16 protein-coding genes and 2 tRNA genes are annotated in these 19,967 nt (G+C 33.6%); 10 read left to right on the plus strand and 8 right to left on the minus strand.

Features of this window, described 5'->3' with window-relative positions:
• Positions 1 to 108 precede the first annotated feature (108 nt).
• Entirely contained in the window at positions 109 to 1,347 is a 1,239-nt protein-coding gene (dcm, locus tag B0A57_RS06290; protein ID WP_038466737.1) for a DNA (cytosine-5-)-methyltransferase, read from the plus strand.
• Here the strand turns inward: dcm and B0A57_RS06295 are convergent.
• The 4 genes from B0A57_RS06295 to B0A57_RS06310 all read right to left on the minus strand — a co-directional run bounded on the left by B0A57_RS06295 (position 1,323) and on the right by B0A57_RS06310 (position 3,669).
• On the minus strand, positions 1,323 to 2,087 hold the full coding sequence (locus B0A57_RS06295; RefSeq protein ID WP_038466740.1) for an Eco47II family restriction endonuclease: 765 nt from the start codon (positions 2,085 to 2,087) through the stop codon (positions 1,323 to 1,325). The genes dcm and B0A57_RS06295 overlap by 25 nt on opposite strands.
• A 361-nt stretch (positions 2,088 to 2,448) precedes the next feature.
• Positions 2,449 to 2,895 carry a KTSC domain-containing protein gene (locus B0A57_RS06300; protein WP_011964067.1) on the minus strand — a complete coding sequence of 149 codons (447 nt, stop codon included), beginning with the start codon at positions 2,893 to 2,895 and terminating at the stop codon, positions 2,449 to 2,451.
• Between the two features lie 594 nt (positions 2,896 to 3,489).
• Positions 3,490 to 3,562: transfer RNA gene (locus tag B0A57_RS06305), tRNA-Met, on the minus strand.
• A gap of 34 nt (positions 3,563 to 3,596) precedes the next feature.
• Positions 3,597 to 3,669 (minus strand) — tRNA-Met (locus B0A57_RS06310).
• Between the two features lie 239 nt (positions 3,670 to 3,908).
• On the opposite strand from B0A57_RS06310, the gene era reads away from it, so the two are divergent.
• The 4 genes from era (at position 3,909) to B0A57_RS06330 (ending at position 10,745) form a co-directional block, all read left to right on the plus strand.
• Positions 3,909 to 4,790 carry a GTPase Era gene (gene era, locus B0A57_RS06315; protein WP_011964066.1) on the plus strand — a complete coding sequence of 294 codons (882 nt, stop codon included), beginning with the start codon at positions 3,909 to 3,911 and terminating at the stop codon, positions 4,788 to 4,790.
• A gap of 208 nt (positions 4,791 to 4,998) precedes the next feature.
• Positions 4,999 to 6,309: a ribosome biogenesis GTPase Der gene (gene der / locus B0A57_RS06320; RefSeq protein WP_011964065.1), complete on the plus strand. Its 1,311-nt coding sequence runs from the start codon at positions 4,999 to 5,001 to the stop codon at positions 6,307 to 6,309.
• Positions 6,310 to 6,639: 330 nt separating this feature from the next.
• Positions 6,640 to 7,206: a DUF4494 domain-containing protein gene (locus B0A57_RS06325; RefSeq protein ID WP_034098752.1), complete on the plus strand. Its 567-nt coding sequence runs from the start codon at positions 6,640 to 6,642 to the stop codon at positions 7,204 to 7,206.
• A gap of 185 nt (positions 7,207 to 7,391) precedes the next feature.
• On the plus strand, positions 7,392 to 10,745 hold the full coding sequence (locus B0A57_RS06330; RefSeq protein WP_038466745.1) for a T9SS sorting signal type C domain-containing protein: 3,354 nt from the start codon (positions 7,392 to 7,394) through the stop codon (positions 10,743 to 10,745).
• A 162-nt stretch (positions 10,746 to 10,907) separates the two neighbouring features.
• On the opposite strand, the gene B0A57_RS06335 is transcribed toward B0A57_RS06330, so the two are convergent.
• The gene (locus tag B0A57_RS06335) at positions 10,908 to 11,234 is read right to left on the minus strand and encodes a hypothetical protein (RefSeq protein WP_011964062.1); all 327 of its coding nucleotides are present in this window, start codon (positions 11,232 to 11,234) and stop codon (positions 10,908 to 10,910) included.
• 26 nt (positions 11,235 to 11,260) lie between these two features.
• Between B0A57_RS06335 and B0A57_RS12220 the strand changes: the two genes are divergently transcribed.
• The 5 genes from B0A57_RS12220 to B0A57_RS06355 all read left to right on the plus strand — a co-directional run bounded on the left by B0A57_RS12220 (position 11,261) and on the right by B0A57_RS06355 (position 17,412).
• Complete coding sequence (locus B0A57_RS12220; RefSeq protein ID WP_158001186.1) at positions 11,261 to 11,437, plus strand: DUF5522 domain-containing protein; 177 nt, start codon at positions 11,261 to 11,263, stop codon at positions 11,435 to 11,437.
• A 281-nt stretch (positions 11,438 to 11,718) separates the two neighbouring features.
• A complete protein-coding gene (locus tag B0A57_RS06340; protein WP_011964061.1) occupies positions 11,719 to 13,701 on the plus strand; it encodes a urocanate hydratase in 1,983 nt (660 codons plus the stop codon).
• A gap of 169 nt (positions 13,702 to 13,870) precedes the next feature.
• Positions 13,871 to 14,974, plus strand: a complete 1,104-nt coding sequence (locus tag B0A57_RS06345) for a hypothetical protein (RefSeq protein ID WP_011964060.1) — start codon at positions 13,871 to 13,873, stop codon at positions 14,972 to 14,974.
• 36 nt (positions 14,975 to 15,010) lie between these two features.
• A complete protein-coding gene (locus B0A57_RS06350) occupies positions 15,011 to 15,541 on the plus strand; it encodes a DUF4136 domain-containing protein (RefSeq protein WP_034098747.1) in 531 nt (176 codons plus the stop codon).
• Between the two features lie 116 nt (positions 15,542 to 15,657).
• Entirely contained in the window at positions 15,658 to 17,412 is a 1,755-nt protein-coding gene (locus B0A57_RS06355) for an aromatic amino acid hydroxylase (protein ID WP_034098746.1), read from the plus strand.
• A gap of 3 nt (positions 17,413 to 17,415) precedes the next feature.
• Here B0A57_RS06355 and B0A57_RS06360 read toward each other — a convergent pair whose 3' ends face one another.
• The 3 genes from B0A57_RS06360 to B0A57_RS06370 all read right to left on the minus strand — a co-directional run bounded on the left by B0A57_RS06360 (position 17,416) and on the right by B0A57_RS06370 (position 19,838).
• Positions 17,416 to 18,036: a DUF4230 domain-containing protein gene (locus B0A57_RS06360; RefSeq protein WP_011964057.1), complete on the minus strand. Its 621-nt coding sequence runs from the start codon at positions 18,034 to 18,036 to the stop codon at positions 17,416 to 17,418.
• Positions 18,037 to 18,038: 2 nt separating this feature from the next.
• Positions 18,039 to 18,989: a GSCFA domain-containing protein gene (locus tag B0A57_RS06365; protein ID WP_011964056.1), complete on the minus strand. Its 951-nt coding sequence runs from the start codon at positions 18,987 to 18,989 to the stop codon at positions 18,039 to 18,041.
• Positions 18,990 to 19,088: 99 nt separating this feature from the next.
• On the minus strand, positions 19,089 to 19,838 hold the full coding sequence (locus tag B0A57_RS06370; protein WP_038466748.1) for a hypothetical protein: 750 nt from the start codon (positions 19,836 to 19,838) through the stop codon (positions 19,089 to 19,091).
• Between the last annotated feature and the right edge of the window lie 129 nt (positions 19,839 to 19,967).

The raw sequence follows: 19,967 nt of genomic DNA on the forward strand, positions 1-19,967 counted from the left end.
TTAAAGCTAAATTGGTATAACTGTTGTTCTTTTTCTTTTTTATTCGTTTGGATATTCCAATTTTTATTTTAAATTTGTAACCATTGTATAAGGTTAAATAATTTGGTTATGAATAAATATTTGACGCTTTCGGAAGCTTCCGAGTATATTGGTAAAAGTAAAGAAACTTTGCGACGTTGGGACAAGGAAGGAAAACTTTCTGCTGTTCGTGAACCTATGAGTAATTATAGAGTTTATAAAAAGTCCGATGTTGATACTTTATTTGCAGGTTTTTTAGAAAAGGATGTTCAGGAAACAACTACAAATTATGTTGAAGCCGAAAACGATTATACTGTTTTAGAATTATTTGCTGGTGCTGGAGGTTTGGCCATTGGAATGGAAAAAGCAGGATTAAAATGTGTGGCACTGAATGAAATTGATAAATGGGCTTGTCAAACTTTACGACACAACAGACCAAATTGGAATGTTTTGGAAGGAGATATTAGGTCATTGCATTTTTCAGAATATCATAATAAAGTAGATGTCGTAACCGGTGGGTTTCCTTGTCAAGCATTTAGTTATGCAGGAAAAAAATTAGGATTAGCAGATGCAAGAGGAACTTTGTTTTATGAATTTGCTAGAGCCGTAAAAGAAGTAAATCCTCCAATTTGTATAGGAGAAAACGTTCGAGGTTTGTTAAGTCACGAAAACGGAAAAACTTTGCAAGGAATGATTTCAATTTTAGATGAAATTGGTTATAATGTTGTTCCTGTTCAAGTTTTAAAAGCAATAAATTTTAATGTTCCTCAAAAGCGTGAACGTCTAATTTTAGTTGGAATCAGAAAAGATATTGATTTAAAATATGAATATCCAAAACCATACAAGAAAATTTACAACTTAAAAGATGCCCTAAAAAAAGGAGAATTATTCGATTGTAATGTACCCGTATCGGAAGGTTCGAAATATCCTCAAAGTAAAATAGATGTTTTAGATTTAGTGCCACAAAAAGGATATTGGCGAGATTTACCGCTTGAAATTCAAAAAGAATTTATGGGCGGAAGTTTTCATCTTGGTGGCGGTAAAACTGGAATTGCAAGAAGAATAGGTTGGGACGAACCTTGTTTAACTTTAACTTGCAGTCCTGCACAAAAGCAAACCGAAAGATGTCATCCCGAAGAAACTCGACCGTTTACGGTTCGAGAATATGCGAGAATTCAAACTTTTCCTGATGCTTGGAAATTTGAGGGTTCAGTTGCTCAACAATACAAACAAATCGGAAATGCAGTTCCTGTTAATTTAGGAAAGGAAGTTGGTTATTCTATTGTGAAGTTTTTGAATAACTATTACAACTTGTCGAAGCCTAAATAATAACTATAATTTTCAAAAGTAATTTGGTTTAAAATTGTTCTTTTCGAAGTTTCAGTTTCTAATTTTATTTCGTGCAATGCAGAATTTTCTTTAATTATATCACTTTTTTCAATCGAATTCAAATAGTCGTTTATCGCTGTAGGCAATACTTTGTATAATTGAAAAAGTGCATTTTCTTTTCCCGAAAGTAAAGCATAAAATTGGTCGCCCGAAATTTTGTAAACTCTACTATGACTATATTCCTTGCCGTTTATTTCTCCTTTCCACAAATCGTTGAAACTGCCTTTTGCAAGTATTTGGACCCAATAACATTTAGCTTGTTTGTAATTGTCGGCGTAAGTTTTCAGTTTTTGAAATAAACTTTCTGCCGAACTGCTGTTCATTGTATTGTGTTTGTTTTTGATGTCTGCAAACAAAGTATCGTCATTCGCTTTTACGTCAAAACCGCTTAGATTTCCAACTTGAAAACCCTTAATTCCTCCCAAAATTTGCTCGTGAAAAGTTCCAATAGAATTGTTTATCGATTTGTCAATTTGGCGTAATATTTCGGCTTGAATTAAACTTTCCTGATTAATATCGTTGAATTGAGCGTCAAAAGTCAATTTTATTGTATCAACTTTATTACTGTAGAAATTCTTTTTTGTGATATTCTTTTTCGCTTTTAAATATGATTTATGAAGGTTTGCAATGCAATTCAGTAAATGTTCATCCGAAATAAAATCAACATATTTATTTTTCATCTAATTCTTATCGTTATAATTCGACGGCTAAATTAATACTTTTTTATTGAAATTTTTTATTCGATTTCGTTTGCGTTTTCTGCGCTAGTCTTAATAAAATCCCGATGGGGTTTGTTTTTAATTTTAGTTTGCATATCGGATAAAATTAACACTATTGATGGCGGCGTTTTGCATTAGGTATTGAATTTTTGCTGCCTCAAAAAGATTACATTACTAGATCTTTATTTTTATTAGGGTTTAGACCACTTCGTTTGTAACGAAAAACTTTACTCTTGTGGTAATTTCTAATGATGAGATTTGAAAAAAAAAAAAAAGACTTTCTGTAAGGAAAGTCTCTTTATTTGTCGTGTGTTACAAAAGTTTATTCTTCAGCAGCTTCACCAGATTTTCTATAAATAAAGTTTCCGTAAATATGACGTTTTGCAAAACGATTAGGAGATTCTGCATTTACCATTTTTACATAAATATTTCTAGGAACACCAATATATTCATATTCCATTCCGTTAAAGTATTTAATATGCAAAGTTTGTTTTTCTAAATGAAAACCATGTATATTAGAGTTTGTAATAGTGTCTGTGTATTCAGGTAGATTTTTCTCGACAGTTTCTGCGGATATACTTACTAAAAAGTGGTAAGCACCAATAATCTTCTTGCTCGTTTCTTCAGCAGCAAGTTTTCCAGCTTCATCATTTACAAATTTGTCAGGATGAGAATCCTTCATGCTGTTTCTGTAAATAGTTTTTAATTCTTTCAAAGTTACATTTTTGTCAACTTCAAGTAACTTTCTGTATTCGATAACTCTTTTCATACCAATGTTTAAAATAATAATTTAATTGTCAAACCTTTACGAGTGTAGCTCTGTTTGAAATTGGGTGCAAAAGTAGTTATTTAAAATGGTAATTAAAAATTAACTTCAATGATTTGTTTTCATTTATAGTCCTTTTTACTTTACAATATTGGTGTTTATGCTAAAAAAAACAAATAAAACACTTAAATTTAGCCCTTCGATAAAATGATATGCTATTATTTCGAAATTCCCTGTTTAGTGGGTCTAAATCCGCAATAGAAGCCCATCGAGCTTTTTAAAAAAGGGCAAAATTTATGCGCCACACATATAAATAAGTCTTTATGCAATCGATGTAAAACCTATTTTAGATGAAATTTTATACGAATAAGCGGTTGAAAAAGCACGTTAGGAATGTGTCTGTTTGCGGAATTGTGCAAGATAAAAATTAGCTTTCGGATTTAGACAAACAATTAAATAAGCTCAATAAAAAATTAAAGTATTATAGGGAATAGAAATTGTAGAATAATCGAGATTTAATTAACTCATATCAAAAAAAAAGTGAAACTCTATATATACGCATAAAAAAACCCTCTCATTTCTGAAAGGGTTACTTAGTAGCGGGAACAGGACTCGAACCTGTGACCTTCGGGTTATGAGCCCGACGAGCTGCCTACTGCTCTATCCCGCGATGTGCGTTTTGTAATCTTAATAAAGCTACTTAGTAGCGGGAACAGGACTCGAACCTGTGACCTTCGGGTTATGAGCCCGACGAGCTGCCTACTGCTCTATCCCGCGTTGTTTCGAGTGCAAATGTACAACCAATTTCTTTACTTACAACCAAAAAGAGTGAAAAAAATATGTTTTTTTTTCTATTTATTTGAATTTTAATGTTTTATGTTGTCTTTTAATCGCTAATATAATAGTGTTTGTGTAATTAAGATCTCTTTTTGTTGCTACTATTCACTTCATATGACTACCTTTGTCCTCTAGATTTTGGTCTAAATAGTACGAAGTAAAAATAAAATACAATATAAATGTCACATAAAGCAGGTTTTGTAAACATCATAGGAAATCCAAACGTAGGAAAATCTACGTTAATGAATGCCTTTGTTGGCGAACGATTATCAATTATTACATCAAAAGCACAAACTACACGTCATAGAATTTTAGGAATTGTAAATGGAGAAGATTTTCAGATGATTTTGTCTGACACCCCAGGAATCATTAAGCCAGCATACGAAATGCAGGAATCAATGATGAACTTTGTGAAATCTGCTTTTGAAGATGCCGATGTTTTAGTTTATATGGTCGAAATTGGTGAGCAAGACTTGAAAGATGAAGCTTTCTTTAATAAAATTATAAATGCAAAAATACCAGTTTTATTACTGTTAAATAAAATAGACACTTCAAATCAAGCACAACTTGAAGCGCAAGTTGCGTTCTGGACTGCTAAAGTTCCTAATGCAGAAATTTTCCCAATATCGGCCTTGCAAAATTTTAATGTTCCAGAAGTATTTGATCGAATTATAAAATTACTACCAGAATCTCCAGCTTATTACCCAAAAGATCAGCTGACAGATAAACCCGAAAGATTTTTTGTAAACGAAACCATTCGTGAAAAAATATTGATACATTATAGCAAAGAAATTCCTTATGCAGTAGAAATTGTTACCGAAGAATTCTTTGAAGACGATAATATAATTCGTATTCGTTCCCTAATTATGGTAGAACGTGAAACCCAAAAAGGAATAATTATAGGTCATAAAGGCGAAGCCCTAAAGCGAGTAGGGGTAGAGTCTCGTGCAGATTTAGAAAAGTTTTTTGGCAAACAAATACATATCGAATTGTATGTAAAAGTAAACAAAAACTGGAGAAGCAACGTGAATATGTTGAAGCGTTTTGGGTACAATCAATAACGGTTATTTGTTTATTCGAAAACCTTGAATTGATGATAATGCTCTAGCCCTGATGGTAGCGGCATCCTTTTTCTTGCTCCTTTAGCAAGGAAAAGATATAGCGGACAGCAGGATTGGCTCCTAAAAATACCATAAAAGCTTAGAATCTTAGTTACTTAGCAAGTTAGTCACTTTTTTGACTACCTTTGTAAAATATTAAAAATACCTTATGAATAACATTGTTGCGATAGTAGGAAGACCTAATGTAGGGAAATCGACCCTTTTTAATAGGCTGATACAAAGAAGAGAAGCTATTGTAGATTCGGTTTCTGGAGTTACCAGAGATAGAAACTACGGTAAAAGCGAATGGAACGGAAAAGAGTTTTCAGTAATAGATACCGGTGGATATATTCGTGGTTCGGACGACATTTTTGAAGGAGAAATTCGCAAGCAAGTCGAATTAGCTATCGACGAAAGTGATGTGATTATTTTTGTGGTCGATGTAGAAGAAGGAATTACACCTATGGACGATGCGGTTGCAAAAATGTTGCGTAAAGTGACCAAACCTGTTTTACTTGCTGTAAATAAGGTTGATAACGCCATGCGTGAAAAAGATGCGGTCGAGTTTTATAATTTAGGATTGGGAGAATATTATACTTTTGCCAGTATATCTGGAAGCGGAACAGGGGATTTGTTAGATGCGCTTATTGATGCTTTTCCTATAAAACCATTACCAACGCAAGAAGAGATTGTATTGCCTCGTTTTGCAGTTGTAGGTCGTCCTAATGCTGGGAAATCTAGTTTTATCAATGCTTTAATTGGTAAGGAACGTTTTATGGTTACAGATATTGCGGGTACTACTCGTGATTCGATAGATACTAAATATGACCGTTTTGGTTTCGAGTTTAACTTAGTAGATACCGCAGGGATTCGTCGTAAAGCTAAAGTAAAGGAAGATTTAGAATTTTATTCGGTAATGCGTTCGGTTCGTGCGATCGAGCATGCCGATGTTTGTATCTTAATTATCGATGCAACTCGTGGTTTTGAGGGGCAAGATCAAAGTATATTTTGGTTGGCCGAAAAAAACAGAAAAGGGGTTGTTATTTTGGTAAATAAATGGGATTTGGTAGAAAAAGACACCATGTCAACCCGTGATTATGAAGCTAAAATTCGTGAAGAACTCATGCCGTTTGTAGATGTGCCTATTCTTTTTGTATCAGCGCTTACCAAACAGCGTTTATTAAAAGCGTTAGAAGCTACGGTTCAGGTTTATGAAAACAGACAGCAACGTATTTCGACTTCAAAATTCAATGAATATATGTTGAAAATTATCGAAAATCATCCGCCACCAGCCTTAAAAGGGAAGTTTGTGAAAATTAAATATTGTATGCAGTTGCCAACACCAACACCGCAGTTTGTGTTTTTTGCCAACTTACCTCAATATGTAAAAGATGCTTACAAGCGTTTCTTAGAAAATAAAATTCGTGAAAATTGGGATTTTGAAGGAGTTCCGATAGATATTTATATTAGAGAAAAATAAATTAGAAACAGGCAAATTTGCCTGTTTTTTTTGTTTAATGTGGGTTTGTAATCACGTTAGTAGAATCTTTTAAACTATCTAATTTTTGAACTTATTAAAATAAAAAATACGCAGTTTGTTATTCCTTCTTCGTTAGGCTTGAGTCTGAAAGAGCAAATTGGCAACGCAATGCCAATATTAATTATTAATGTTTTAGTGTTTTTAAAGATTGAATTGTAGTAATTAATGTTGCTTCAAACCACTATCTGAAAATTGTGAATATCTATTTTTGTGTTTGAAGTTTTATTCTCTATTAAAATCTATCTTTGATATCCTAAAAATAATCATATTATGAGCGCAATTTGGTACGAATGCAAAGTAAAATATAGAAAAACAGATGATACAGGTGTGCAAAAGGTCACCACAGAGCCTTATTTAGTAGATGCCTTGACTTATACCGAAGCCGAAACTAGAATTAATGAAGAGATGTCTGCTTATATTAGTGAAGAATTTAAAATTACAAATATCAAAGTAGCCAATTATGCCGAGATACATCCGTTCGAAAATACAGATCGTTGGTTTAAATCGAAAGTATCCTTATTAGCATTTGATGAAGAAAGCGGTAAAGAACGCAAAACAAATATGTATATTTTGCTACAAGCCAATGATGTTAAAGAAGCTTATGACAATACCGTTGCTGTTATGAATGGGACTATGGGCGACTATACGATACCTGCTATTTCGGAATCTCCAATTATGGATGTTTTTCCTTATTTTAGTGGCGAAGAAGAAAAAACAGAACAATTTGAAAAATTTAATAGAACTAAAGATTCTAAATTAACAAAAGCGGAAGAAGTAGAGGTTTTAGATACTATGGAATTTGATGCAGCTTTTGTATCGGAAAACGCTTTGTCTTAATCTTGCTTATTTAAAAAAGTTGGTATTTTAAGTAGTTGTTGTGTTTTAATTGTTTTTCGCTTAATGCTATGATAAATAGTGTTTTTTTTTGATTATCGATAATTAAATAGTATTTTTTTTGTTTAATATTTTTTTTATTTAGTTATTAGTTATATATTTCGAAATTAAAAAAAAAGTTAACAATTATGAACCAGAATTATTTTCAAAAAAAGGATACAAAAGCATGTTTTTTTGTGGTTTTTGCAGTGTTATTATTGTTGAATGCTTTTAGTATAAGTGCGCAAACTACAATTATAGGGCCTGCAACTGGAGGAGGTTTTGAGGCTGGTACTACATTTGCTGCAAATGGTTGGAGTACTATTGGTGGGTCTGCAACGCAAAACGTCTGGTTTGACGGAACTTCAGGAGCAACAGGCTTTTCGGGATCACGTTGTGCTTATATTTCAAATACAGCAGGAGGTGCCCATCTTTACGATATTTCTAGTTCAAGGGCATCTTTTTTGTATAGGAATATAACTATTCCCGCAGGAGAAGTTGATATTTCTTTAAGTTTTAAATGGATAAATGCTGGAGAATCCTCTTACGATAAAATACGAGTTTGGGTAGTACCCACTACATTTACACCAACCTCCGGAACTGCAATATCAGCCTCTGGTGCGGCACCAACTGGAATTATTCAAATTGGAGGTGATTTTAGCGTGAAAACAACTTGGACATCTGAAAATCTATTGCTTCCCTCTGCCTATGCAGGTACAACTGTCAGATTGGTTTTCGAATGGACAAATGATTCAAGCATTGGAGCACAGCCTCCAGGAGCAATAGATGATGTGTTATTAGTTTCTAAAACATGTTATGGTTCAGGAATCGGAACAACTACATTAGGTTGTCCTAATACTGTTTCTGGCGGTTTAGGATTAGGTGGGTCGCCAGCACCCACAATTACTTGTTCTACTGCGGCATGTGCAAATCTAGAAGCTACATTTACACCAATTAAGCAGACTACAAGTTATACCGTGTCTTCAATAGCTTATGCACCTCCATATCAATTTAATTGCATGAAAAACCCTGTAAGTGTAAATGTTGATGATATGTGGTCTCCAGTTGTTAATTTGCCTTTTAATTTTTGTTTTTATGGAAATACTTACAGTCAATGTGTGATAGGTTCTAATGGAGTTTTAACTTTTAACACTGCAAAAGCAAATACTGTCTCTGGTTATTCTTTTTCAGATAACTTGCCAAGTACAACAGGAAACTTATTTGAAAATTCAATTTATGGAGTATATCATGATATAAACCCAGCAATTGGCGGAGAGGTAGGTTGGGAATTAATAACATTAAATACAGGATGTAGAGCATTAGTTGCTTCATGGAATAATGTTCCTATGTATAGTTGTACCTCAGACAACTATACAGGTATGATGGTTCTTTACGAGAACACAAATATAATTGAGGTATATATTAAGAATAAAACTGTTTGCGCCACTTGGAACGGTGGTAATGCTATCGTAGGCTTACAAAACGCAACCGGAACAGCAGCAACTGTAGCTCCAGGCAGAAATGCTTTAGATCCAGATTGGGCTACTACAAACGAAGCATGGCGTTTTACACCATCTGGTGCAAGTGTTCCTACTTCGATAAAATGGTATGAAGGTGCAGGAACTTCAGGTCCTGTTGTAGGAAATACTGCCGTTATAAATGTGTGTCCACTTGTTACAACAACATATACTGCCGAACTGAATTATACATTATGTAATGGACTTGCGTATTCAAATACTGCGCAAACAACTGTAAATGTTAATACTGACAAAACTTGGAATGGTTCTTTGAGTGCAGATTGGAATGTTGCTGGTAACTGGACTCCTTCAGGAATTCCTACAATTGCTCAGGCAGTAAATATTCCTAGTACTGTAAATAATCCAATTATAGGCACAGGAGTAGACGCGTTAGCTTGTAGTGTAAAAATACAAAGTGGAGCTATTTTAACAGTTAATTCTGGTTTTAGTATTACTGTAGCTAATGTTGTTAATGTGCTAGCAGGTGGTACTTTTAATATTAAAAATACAGGAAGTTTAGTGCAAACAAATAATGTTACCAACTCAGGAAATATTAATATGGAGCGTATTGCAAATCTTCGTTTACAAGATTATTGCTATTGGTCGTCGCCTGTTGGGAACCTACTAGCAGGAACATTTCCAGTGCAAAGCGTGTCGCCACTTACCCCAGCTGGGTTTATATACAAATGGGGAACTACAGCAGTAAATACTAATGGAGGTTTTGGAAATTGGATAAGCACTACAGAGAATATGATTCCAACAACAGGTTATATTCTTCGTGCACCAAACGGATTTACAAATGCCGCACCAAGCGCGCTAAAAGCAAACTTTATTGGTACACCAAATAACGGTATTTTTACTCCATCTATTATTAGAGGTACTGATGTTACAGGAGTTGCTCCAAATGGAATTATAAGAACAATAGAAGATGACAACTGGAATCTTATAGGAAACCCATACCCATCTGCGATAGATGCGCTAACTTTTTTAAACTTAGCTGCTAATAATATGATTGACGGATCTATACGTTTATGGACTCACGGGACACTGCCTAGTACAGGTGTAACAGATCCTTTCTATGCAGATTACGCATATAATTATACAGATACCGATTATATTATTTATAATAAATTAGGTGCGAGCGCAGGACCAAGTGTCTTTAATGGTAAGATAGCTGCCGGACAATCGTTTTTAGTGCTAATGAATAACGGGCCAGCAGGATCAGGCACCGTAACTTTTAACAATACAATGAGAGTTACTAATAACAATAGCCAATTTTATAAAAAAGCAAGTTTTACTAAAAACACTACAGAGGAGAAACATAGGTTTTGGATAGATTTAATTTCGCCAACTACCACTGCAAACAGAATCTTAATTGGTTACGCTAATGACGCAACACACGAAAAAGAAAATTTATATGATGCAATAACCGATTATAAATCAAGTCAGAATTTTTATTCATTAATTAATGATGAGCCAATGGTTATTCAAGGTAGAGCATTACCATTTGATATAAATGATAATGTGCCTGTGGGAATAAAAATCCCTGCAAACGGAACTTATAAAATTGCTATTGCTGCCGTTGATGCTATGTTTGCTGCGGGAGCACAAACCATATACCTTGAAGATAAATTCCTAAATGTAATACACAATCTAACCGAAACACCATATCAGTTTACAGCAGTAGCAGGAATAACAAACAATCGTTTTGTAATTCGTTATACAGAAAACGCATTATCAAACAACGATTTTAATTATTCAAATAACATAAATGTATTTGCTAATAATGGCATCAACATAATATCAACTAAAGAAAATATTAAAGATGTTGTTATTTATGATGTGTTAGGAAAAACATTGTTAGATAAAAAAAGTATTATCAAAAACGAAGTAAAACTAACCGAATTACCACCTACAACAAGTGTTATAATCGTTAAAGTAACCTTAGGAAATAATAAAGTAGTAATAAAAAAAGTAATTTACTAAATTGTTTAACCCGTTGGGCATAAATAATAAATACTTATTATTTTAAAATAGAAACCCCGTAAAACCATGTTTTACTATAACTATATTAAAACGTCCTGATAAAGCTAACGATATTGTATGATGTTTAAAAACAAATAGAATTACAATCCCTAATAGAATAAATTATTTATAATTTAAAAACTTCCAAAAAGACCTCGATTTTAAATAGTCGAGGTTTTTTTCATTAGCATAAGCCTCTTTTTCAAAAATAATATTCCTATAAGCTTTGTTGCTATCTTTGTATCTAATCATTTGAATTAAAAAATCTAAAAAATACCAAATATAAAAAGGCAAAATAAGCAACTCTAATTGCTGGCGAATATGTATCTTTTCGTGGTTTATGAGAATTTTATCTGTTTTATCAAAAACATTTCTAATAATTATAAATGGAAAAAAAGTAAATCCTCTGTATTTTTTTGAAATTAAATATTTAGAAACAATTAGAAACATACTTTAAAGTTTATAAATTTGTAATCATGAATTTACAAAGTAAAGAAAATAAACCAATAGAAGGCGAAGATTTCTATTACACACCAGAAGGCTACAAATGCTTTACAGATAAATACCACTTAAAACGGGGCTATTGTTGCAAAAGCGGATGCCGCCATTGTCCCTATGGTTTCAATAAAAAAACAGGAACAATAAAGAAGTAAAAAAATAGCGATTGCAAACAGATTAGTAACACTATGATATGAATAACCAATCATTAAAATACAGCATTATGATATACAAATCCTACCATAGATCAGTTATTCGTTATCCATAGCTTTTTTATAATAACAACCCGTTTTAATGATATTATTTATTTAACTAACAGTTTACCATCAGTTTACCATAAATTAAAAACAACAACAGTTCTTAGTTTCAACCTATTCTTAGTCTTCAAAAAAACTTAGAATCTGAACAGCTCAGAACCTTAGCAACTCAATAAAAAATGACTTTCAAAGAACAAATACAACAAGGAATACCAGCTACACTTCCAAATCCTAAACCATACGATTTAGCTATAAATCATGCACCAAAACGAAAAGAAATCCTTTCGGTCGAGGAGAAAAAATTAGCCTTAAGAAATGCTTTACGATATTTCGATGCAAAACACCACGCAACGTTAATCCAAGAATTCTCGCACGAGCTCGAAACCTACGGACGCATTTATATGTATCGTTTTCGTCCAGATTACGAAATAAAAGCCAGACCTATTTCTGATTATCCAGGAAAATGTGACCAAGCAAAAGCCATCATGCTCATGATTCAGAATAATCTCGATTATGCAGTAGCACAACACCCTCATGAGTTAATTACTTATGGCGGAAATGGCGCAGTTTTCTCCAATTGGGCACAATATTTACTCACAATGCAATACCTGTCTGAAATGACAGACGAGCAAACATTGGCTATGTATTCTGGTCACCCCATGGGATTATTTCCTTCTCATAAAGAAGCACCTAGAGTTGTTGTAACTAACGGAATGGTTATTCCTAATTACTCTAAACCAGACGATTGGGAAAAAATGAATGCACTTGGTGTTTCCCAATACGGACAAATGACCGCAGGAAGTTATATGTATATTGGTCCACAAGGAATTGTACACGGAACAACCATCACGGTTTTAAACGGTTTCAGAAAAATTAAAAAAACAACTTCTGGAGGCCTATTTGTAACCTCAGGATTAGGAGGAATGAGCGGGGCACAACCCAAAGCAGGAAATATAGCGGGTTGCATTACCGTTTGTGCCGAAGTAAATGCAAAAATCACACACATTCGTCACTCGCAAGGCTGGGTAAACGAAGTTTTTCAAAACATAGACAAACTAGTAGCCAGAGTCATTTTGGCCAAAGCCAACAAAGAAGTCGTATCCCTTGCTTATCTAGGAAATGTAGTTGATGTTTGGGAACGATTCGACCAAGAAAACATACACATCGATTTAGGATCAGACCAAACCTCCCTACACAATCCATGGGCTGGCGGTTACTATCCAGTTGGGATTTCATTCGAAGAAGCCAACGAAATGATGGCAAACAACCCTAAATTATTTAAAGAAAAAATACAAGAAACATTACGCAGACACACAAAAGCCATAAACAAACACACCGCAAAAGGAACCTATTTCTTCGATTACGGAAACGCATTCCTACTAGAAGCCTCTCGTGCAGGAGCAGATATAATGGCAGAAAACCACATAGATTTCCGCTACCCAAGCTACGTACAAGACATTATGGGACCCATGTGTTTCGACTACGGCTTTGGCCCTTTCCGATGGGTTTGTGCCTCAGGAAAACCAGAAGATTTAGCAAAAACCGATGCCATTGCTTGCCAAGTTCTCGAACAAATGATGCAAAACTCACCACAAGAAATCAAGCAACAAATGCAAGACAACATCACCTGGATAAAAGGCGCACAGCAAAACAAACTAGTAGTTGGATCACAAGCACGAATCCTATATGCAGATGCCGAAGGAAGAATAAAAATAGCAGAAGCTTTTAACCAAGCCATCGCAAAAGGAGAAATTCAAACCATAATTCTAGGACGTGACCACCATGATGTATCAGGAACAGATTCCCCATATCGCGAAACCTCAAATATTTACGATGGCTCACGATTCACCGCCGATATGGCCATACAAAACGTCATTGGCGACAGCTTCCGTGGCGCCACATGGGTATCTATCCACAACGGCGGCGGCGTAGGCTGGGGAGAAGTAATAAACGGCGGCTTCGGCATGGTGCTCGACGGCTCAAAAGAAGCCTCAAAACGATTAGAATCAATGCTTTTCTGGGACGTAAACAACGGGATATCACGCAGAAGCTGGGCAAGAAACAACAACGCAATTTTCGCAATCCAAAGAGCCATGGCCGCACAACCGCTACTAAAAATTACAATTCCCAACATAGTCGAAGACAAATTGTTCGATTTTTAAACACAATAATTAAAAGCCAATCCAGCTGTACACTACAATCTTTTTTGTAAAATTGTTTTTTTATAAGCCCAAAAAGGAGCTTCCTTTGGTCGCTCTTTTTAGGCAATAAAAAATACAATTTTCCCGCAAAAGGATTTCCGTTTCCATCTGGGCTAAAAACACAAAACACATGAACAACCAACTAAAAATCATACTCCAACAAAAATCAGAAGAAAAAACAAACAAACAAATTGAAGACATTAGCAAAAAACTTCAAAAAATAGAAAAGCTAAACACTGATTTCGAAAAATTAAAAACCAAAATAACAAACATTCGCCAATTAGTCGACAAGAAAACTACCGAAATCAAAATTAATTTGTGCCATACCAAAGAACAATTCGTCATTTTATTGATAAAAAAATTCGGTATGAAAAGTTTTACAAAATGGGAAAAAGAAATTATAGCAAACCTAATAAACGAAGAACTAGAACTCTTAGCCAACTATAATCACGAAAGCGAAGACCTGCAAAAAGCCCTCGATCAATACTTCAAATCTCAAAAAGAAAATTTAAATAAGTTCGAAACGGAAATAATACAAGAAAGCATCAAAGATATGCTCGCACAATTCGATTTAGACTTTGAAGATGAAGATCTTGATTTTGAGAAAATAAATGACCCAGCCTTCAAAAAACGAGTTGAAGAAAAAATGAGAACCAAACAAAAAGAAGCAAACGAAAGGCAAAAACAACTCGAAAAAGAACAAAAAATCGAAAAAACCGACATCGATTTTCAAAAAATATACAAAAAACTAGCCAAATTAGCACACCCAGATCTGTATAAATCCAAAGACGAAAAAGCCACAAAAGAAGAACAAATGCAAAGGCTTACAAAAGCTTGGAACGAAAGAGATTATTACGAATTGCTCATGCTTTGGCTAGAAATAGACCCACAAAACACAATCGAATTAGAAATTAATCAAACCAATCAGAAAAACATAATAGCCCAATTAAACTCAAAAATAAAAGAAATTGAAGCCGAAACCTACCAGGTAAAATTTCATTTCGATGATACCGCTTTCTACTACCAGTTTAACGCTTCCTCCGAAAAAGCCATACATACCAATATCGAAAAATACAAGAAAACACTAAAGGAGAACCTCGAAATGACCGCCTCAAAACACCTAGAAGTCGAGAAAACAAAAACATTCAAAATAATACTAAACAACATTTACCAGTCTAATCAAGAAAGTGATTTTAGGAATTATCTAGATGATTTGGGCATAGATTTTGATTAATACTATTAATAATCAATTAGTTAAAAAAATAAAATCATGAAAACAATTAAATTTTTAGCAATATTAGTACCATTCTTATTCGCCTCATGTAGCGCAGTAAGAGTAAATTCTGATTATGACAAAAAAACAGATTTTTCGGTTTACAAAACCTATGCTTTTTACAAAACAGGAATCGACAAAGTAGAAATTTCTGATTTAGACAAAAAACGAATCCTCCGTTCTATCGATGAGCAAATGACTACCAAAGGTTTTACCAAAAGTGAAACACCAGATTTGCTAATAAATATTAATACCAAAGCCGAAAAAAACATAAATGTTAACCAATTTAATGCCTATTACGGATATGGTTGGGGCTTTGGTTGGGACCCTTATTTTGGCGCAAACTACAGCATCAATACAAATACCGAAGGAACGCTAACCATCGATCTAATAGACGCCAAGAAAAAAGAACTAATTTGGCAAGGAGAAGGCGTAGGCTATTTAACTAAAAACACCAACAAAAAAGACGAAAACATAAAATGTTTCGTCAATAGCATTTTATTGCAATATCCACCAGTAAGCAAATAAAGTATAAAACTGAAAATTAAAAACCAAAACAAAAAAGTTTTGGTTTTTTTATACAATAAACTAAAAAAAACATTATTTAATCCCTAAATTTACTTCCAAACAATAATTACAATATTATGGAAGCGCATTTCGAAAGCAACCCGCTGATTAACAGATTGCCAAAACATTTAAAACAGTTTATAAAGCCACAAGATTATAGCGAATATACACCTATAAACCAAGCTGTATGGCGCTATGTGATGCGCAAAAATGTAAATTATCTGTCTAAAGTTGCTCACGAATCATATCTTGTAGGATTAGAAAAAACAGGCTTAGAAATAAATAATATCCCAAATATGTACGGCATGAACCGAATTTTAAAAGAAATTGGTTGGGCCGCTGTTGCCGTTGACGGATTTATTCCACCCAATGCATTTATGGAATTTCAAGCTTATAATGTCCTTGTTATTGCTGCAGATATCAGACAATTAGAACACATAGAATACACCCCCGCACCAGATATTATTCACGAAGGCGCAGGTCACGCACCTATTATTGCCAATCCTGAATATGCCGAATATTTACGCCGTTTTGGCGAAATAGGTTGCAAAGCAATCTCATCATCACGTGATTACGAAATGTACGAAGCGGTGCGGTTATTATCTATAGTAAAAGAAGCCGAAGGTACCCCTCAAGCCGAAATCGATGCTGCCGAAAGGCAAGTAGAATTCTTGCAAAATAATATGGGCGAAATGTCAGAAATGTCGCAAATAAGAAACTTACACTGGTGGACTGTTGAGTATGGTTTAATAGGAACCATAGAAACCCCCAAAATATATGGCGCAGGTTTGCTCTCATCTATTGGCGAAAGTGCTTGGTGCATGACAGATAATGTAATTAAAATCCCATATTCTATCGATGCGGTAAACCAAAGTTTCGATATTACAAAACCACAACCTCAGCTTTTTGTGATACCCGATTTTTCGTATTTAAGTGAAGTTTTAGAAGAGTTTGCAAACAAAATGGCTTTAAGAACTGGCGGATTATCTGGTATTCAAAAACTAATTAATTCGAAAGCCATTGGGACAATAGAGTTAAGTACTGGATTGCAAATTTCGGGTTTATTTGCAAATGTTATTGAAGACCAAGGGAAACCAATCTATGTACAAACCACAGGAAAAACAGCTTTATCTTATAGAGAAAAAGAATTAGTTGGTCACGGTACCTCTTATCATGCGGAAGGTTTTGGAAGCCCAATAGGGAAGCTAAAAGGAATTAATCTGGCTATCGAAGATATGAGTCCGAGAGATTTAAAAGCTTACGATATTTATGAATCAGGAAAGGTAACACTAGAATTTGAAGGAAATATTGTAGTTTCTGGAGAAATTATTACAGGTTCACGCAATTTGCAAGGCGAAATTATATTAATTAGTTTCAAAAATTGTACGGTTACTCATGGCGAAACCATTTTGTTTCAGCCAGAATGGGGAATTTATGATATGGCGGTTGGCAAAAAAGTAATTTCAGCTTTTTCTGGACCAGCAGATGTGCAAAGTTTTAATATGATTACACATATTCCATCATCTCAAACAATAAAGGCTAAAAAAACACCCGAACGTCATGAGTTAGAAGGCTTGTATGAAAATGTTAGAAATATTCGTGAAGGAAAATCGACCCATTTATCGCTAGAAGATACTTTTGGAAAATTGCTCGAAAACCACCCTAAAGATTGGTTGCTTTCGGTAGAAATTGTAGAATTAGTACAGGCTAAAGATACCGTTCTTAGCTCAAAAATAATTTCACATTTAGAAAGTTTGAAGAACTCTAGACCCGAAGTAAAAAAATTAATTAGCAATGGTTTAGAACTAATTTTCGAAAAAGAATCGGTATAAGAATCACGACTTTATTTTCGAAGAAAAATCACTTTCTTTTCCAATAATATTTCCTTCGTATTGTAATTTCCAACCCATACTGTTGGTTAGAATTAGCATTTTAGACAATTCAGAGATTAATCGATTTTGAGCATTAGATTTCAAAGTCGATTTTTCTATTTTATTTGCTAAACTTGTCTTAGCTTGTTTGTTTATTTTGTTATAATCATCGCCAGTAAAAGGGTTTAGTTTGCTTTGATCTACGTCGTAAAACTGAATGTCTGGAGAAATTTTTATCTCTTCTTTTGGGATATTAAGAATGGTAATTATTTTGTTTTTTTCATCAATATCATATTTCATTTCATGTAAATTATACGCAACAGTCACATCGGCATTTACTATAATTAATGCTTTTTTGTCGAAAGAAATCATACCTCCAAAATAAGTGTTTTGGTCTTTATAGGTAAGTACCTCGGCAAAATGGCCTTCGGTAACAACCAGTTTTCCTACATTTACAATTTGTTGTTGAATTAGTGCTGTGCTGTTTTCTAAGCTCGAATGGTCCTCTTTTTTAAACGTACAAAACTTAAATAAAAACACAACTATAATGATTAAAACTATTCCGGTAATGATTCTGTTTCGCATAATTAAAATTTCATGAATGGATATATGACTACAAGTTTAGTAATTTTATCTCGAAGTTTCGATAAAAATTGTTGGTGAGAATCAGATTGCGAATGAAACGGTTTATGGTGTAGTCCTTTTTGAATATCACAAACCTGTTGCATGGTAGCAAATTCTTTTGAATCGATATAATTCTCGAAAAAACGAATCCAAATATAATTGATCGCCGTTTGGTTTGGATGCAACATATCTTCGGTATAAAAACGATAATCCCGTAGTTCATCTATCATGATTTCGAAACTTGGAAAGTAATTGATAATTGATAATTGACAGTTTGCAACTTTGTGAATTGCAGAAATTAAATGCGATTTGCTTAGTGTATTTTCTGCAAAGCCATCTTTAATATGGCGAACGGGAGAAACTGTAAAAATAAATTTGGCTTCTTTGTTTATTTCAGTAATTAAAGTGACTATGTTTTGTAAACTTTTATTGATGGTTTCTATCGGAAGTAATTCTTTTGTAAACTGTTTTTGTGGTACTTTATGGCAATTGGCAACAATTTCATTGGTTCCTATATCTCTATAAACCCAAGCTGTTCCTAGCGTGATAATGAAGTGAGTTGCTTGGGTTATTTGTACATGTGTCGAATCGATTAATTCGTTTAAAGTTTTTAGAAACTCTTCTTTGTTTGGATTAGACAATTCTGAATGCACTTCATAGCAATGCCAAGATTGATTATGAAAAAAAATAGCTGCTTCGGTAAAATAGTGTTTGTGAATACTTCTAAAAATTAGTTTTTCGATAGCAACAGCATTAAAAATAATGCCAAACGGATTGACCGTATTTTGAAACTTGAAATACTCAAATTTTTTTGCCATATTTTCTGCAAAGCAAGAGCCTAAAGAAACTATTTTCGAATTATAGTTTATTAGATGATTACTTTTTGCAATAGCGATTGGAGTTGTAAATTGCATTCTCTTGTTTTAAACAAAAGTAGGGGAATATTTTATAAAAGAAAAACCCTTTCGGAGTTTGAGTTCTGAAAGGGCTAAAATTAACTTTAAAAACGAGTACTAGTACTCAAAGATTGTCGTTCTTTTAAGAACGTTTGTTTCATCATATTTTTTTTGCGCTATAGGATAATCTTGTGCATTATATAAATATTGGTTTGTTGTAGTTCTTGTCGTTTGCGTCGATCCGATTTGTACAGTCGTTTCTTTAACAAGATTATTGGCGTTGCTCATTTCAGCATCTAATAATTTATTAAAACCTAAGATGTTTTTTGTTGCATTGTTTTTAGTGTCGTATTCATAAGTATAAATACTATTGTGTGTTCCAGCAGTTATTTCTTTTTTTACAATATTCCCGTTTAAAAAGGTTTCTTTTTTTGAATGTTCTGGAGTTTCAATACCTGTTTGCTTATTTTTAGCTGTTCTAATATAGGTAATTGTACCGTCTGTATTGTAAGTAAGTACGGTTTTATTTGTAGATGGTGAGTCTATTTCGTTTAAATCTATGATTTTTAACTTACCATTGTCATAAGTATAATCTGTTATCTGTGACGTTGCGTTATTGCTATAGCTTATAATTTTGGTAACTATATCGCCAGTATACGTAAAAACTGTTTTTTTATAAGGATAAGTCACTGTAAGAAGTTTGTTGCCATCATAGGTTAGAATGCCAGTAACTCCTTCTTCAATAATTTTTTTAGGTAAAATATTGGTTGTGGTATTTTCAGGAGCTGTAGCTACTGTTGTATCGTCTTTAGAGCAAGAAATAAGAAGTAAGCTTAAAGCACAAAGGGTATAAAATGTTTTTTTCATAAAAAAAAATTAAGTTGCACAAAAATATAAAATAACAATAAGAAAAGCAATAGATTTTGTGATTGAAAAAGAATACTACATCTTGTATTATAAATTTAAACAATTACAATCTATTTACTACTTTTACTT

The sequence above is a fragment of the Flavobacterium psychrophilum DSM 3660 = ATCC 49418 genome (assembly GCF_002217405.1).
Classification (GTDB): domain Bacteria; phylum Bacteroidota; class Bacteroidia; order Flavobacteriales; family Flavobacteriaceae; genus Flavobacterium; species Flavobacterium psychrophilum.

Excerpts from the sequence above, each read along its gene's own strand:
- dcm (WP_038466737.1), top strand. The coding sequence starts at position 109 with ATGAATAAATATTTGACGCTTTCGGAAGCTTCCGAGTATATTGGTAAA.
- B0A57_RS06295 (WP_038466740.1), bottom strand. The coding sequence starts at position 2,087 with ATGAAAAATAAATATGTTGATTTTATTTCGGATGAACATTTACTGAAT.
- B0A57_RS06300 (WP_011964067.1), bottom strand. The coding sequence starts at position 2,895 with ATGAAAAGAGTTATCGAATACAGAAAGTTACTTGAAGTTGACAAAAAT.
- era (WP_011964066.1), top strand. The coding sequence starts at position 3,909 with ATGTCACATAAAGCAGGTTTTGTAAACATCATAGGAAATCCAAACGTA.
- der (WP_011964065.1), top strand. The coding sequence starts at position 4,999 with ATGAATAACATTGTTGCGATAGTAGGAAGACCTAATGTAGGGAAATCG.
- B0A57_RS06325 (WP_034098752.1), top strand. The coding sequence starts at position 6,640 with ATGAGCGCAATTTGGTACGAATGCAAAGTAAAATATAGAAAAACAGAT.
- B0A57_RS06330 (WP_038466745.1), top strand. The coding sequence starts at position 7,392 with ATGAACCAGAATTATTTTCAAAAAAAGGATACAAAAGCATGTTTTTTT.
- B0A57_RS06335 (WP_011964062.1), bottom strand. The coding sequence starts at position 11,234 with ATGTTTCTAATTGTTTCTAAATATTTAATTTCAAAAAAATACAGAGGA.
- B0A57_RS12220 (WP_158001186.1), top strand. The coding sequence starts at position 11,261 with ATGAATTTACAAAGTAAAGAAAATAAACCAATAGAAGGCGAAGATTTC.
- B0A57_RS06340 (WP_011964061.1), top strand. The coding sequence starts at position 11,719 with ATGACTTTCAAAGAACAAATACAACAAGGAATACCAGCTACACTTCCA.
- B0A57_RS06345 (WP_011964060.1), top strand. The coding sequence starts at position 13,871 with ATGAACAACCAACTAAAAATCATACTCCAACAAAAATCAGAAGAAAAA.
- B0A57_RS06350 (WP_034098747.1), top strand. The coding sequence starts at position 15,011 with ATGAAAACAATTAAATTTTTAGCAATATTAGTACCATTCTTATTCGCC.
- B0A57_RS06355 (WP_034098746.1), top strand. The coding sequence starts at position 15,658 with ATGGAAGCGCATTTCGAAAGCAACCCGCTGATTAACAGATTGCCAAAA.
- B0A57_RS06360 (WP_011964057.1), bottom strand. The coding sequence starts at position 18,036 with ATGCGAAACAGAATCATTACCGGAATAGTTTTAATCATTATAGTTGTG.
- B0A57_RS06365 (WP_011964056.1), bottom strand. The coding sequence starts at position 18,989 with ATGCAATTTACAACTCCAATCGCTATTGCAAAAAGTAATCATCTAATA.
- B0A57_RS06370 (WP_038466748.1), bottom strand. The coding sequence starts at position 19,838 with ATGAAAAAAACATTTTATACCCTTTGTGCTTTAAGCTTACTTCTTATT.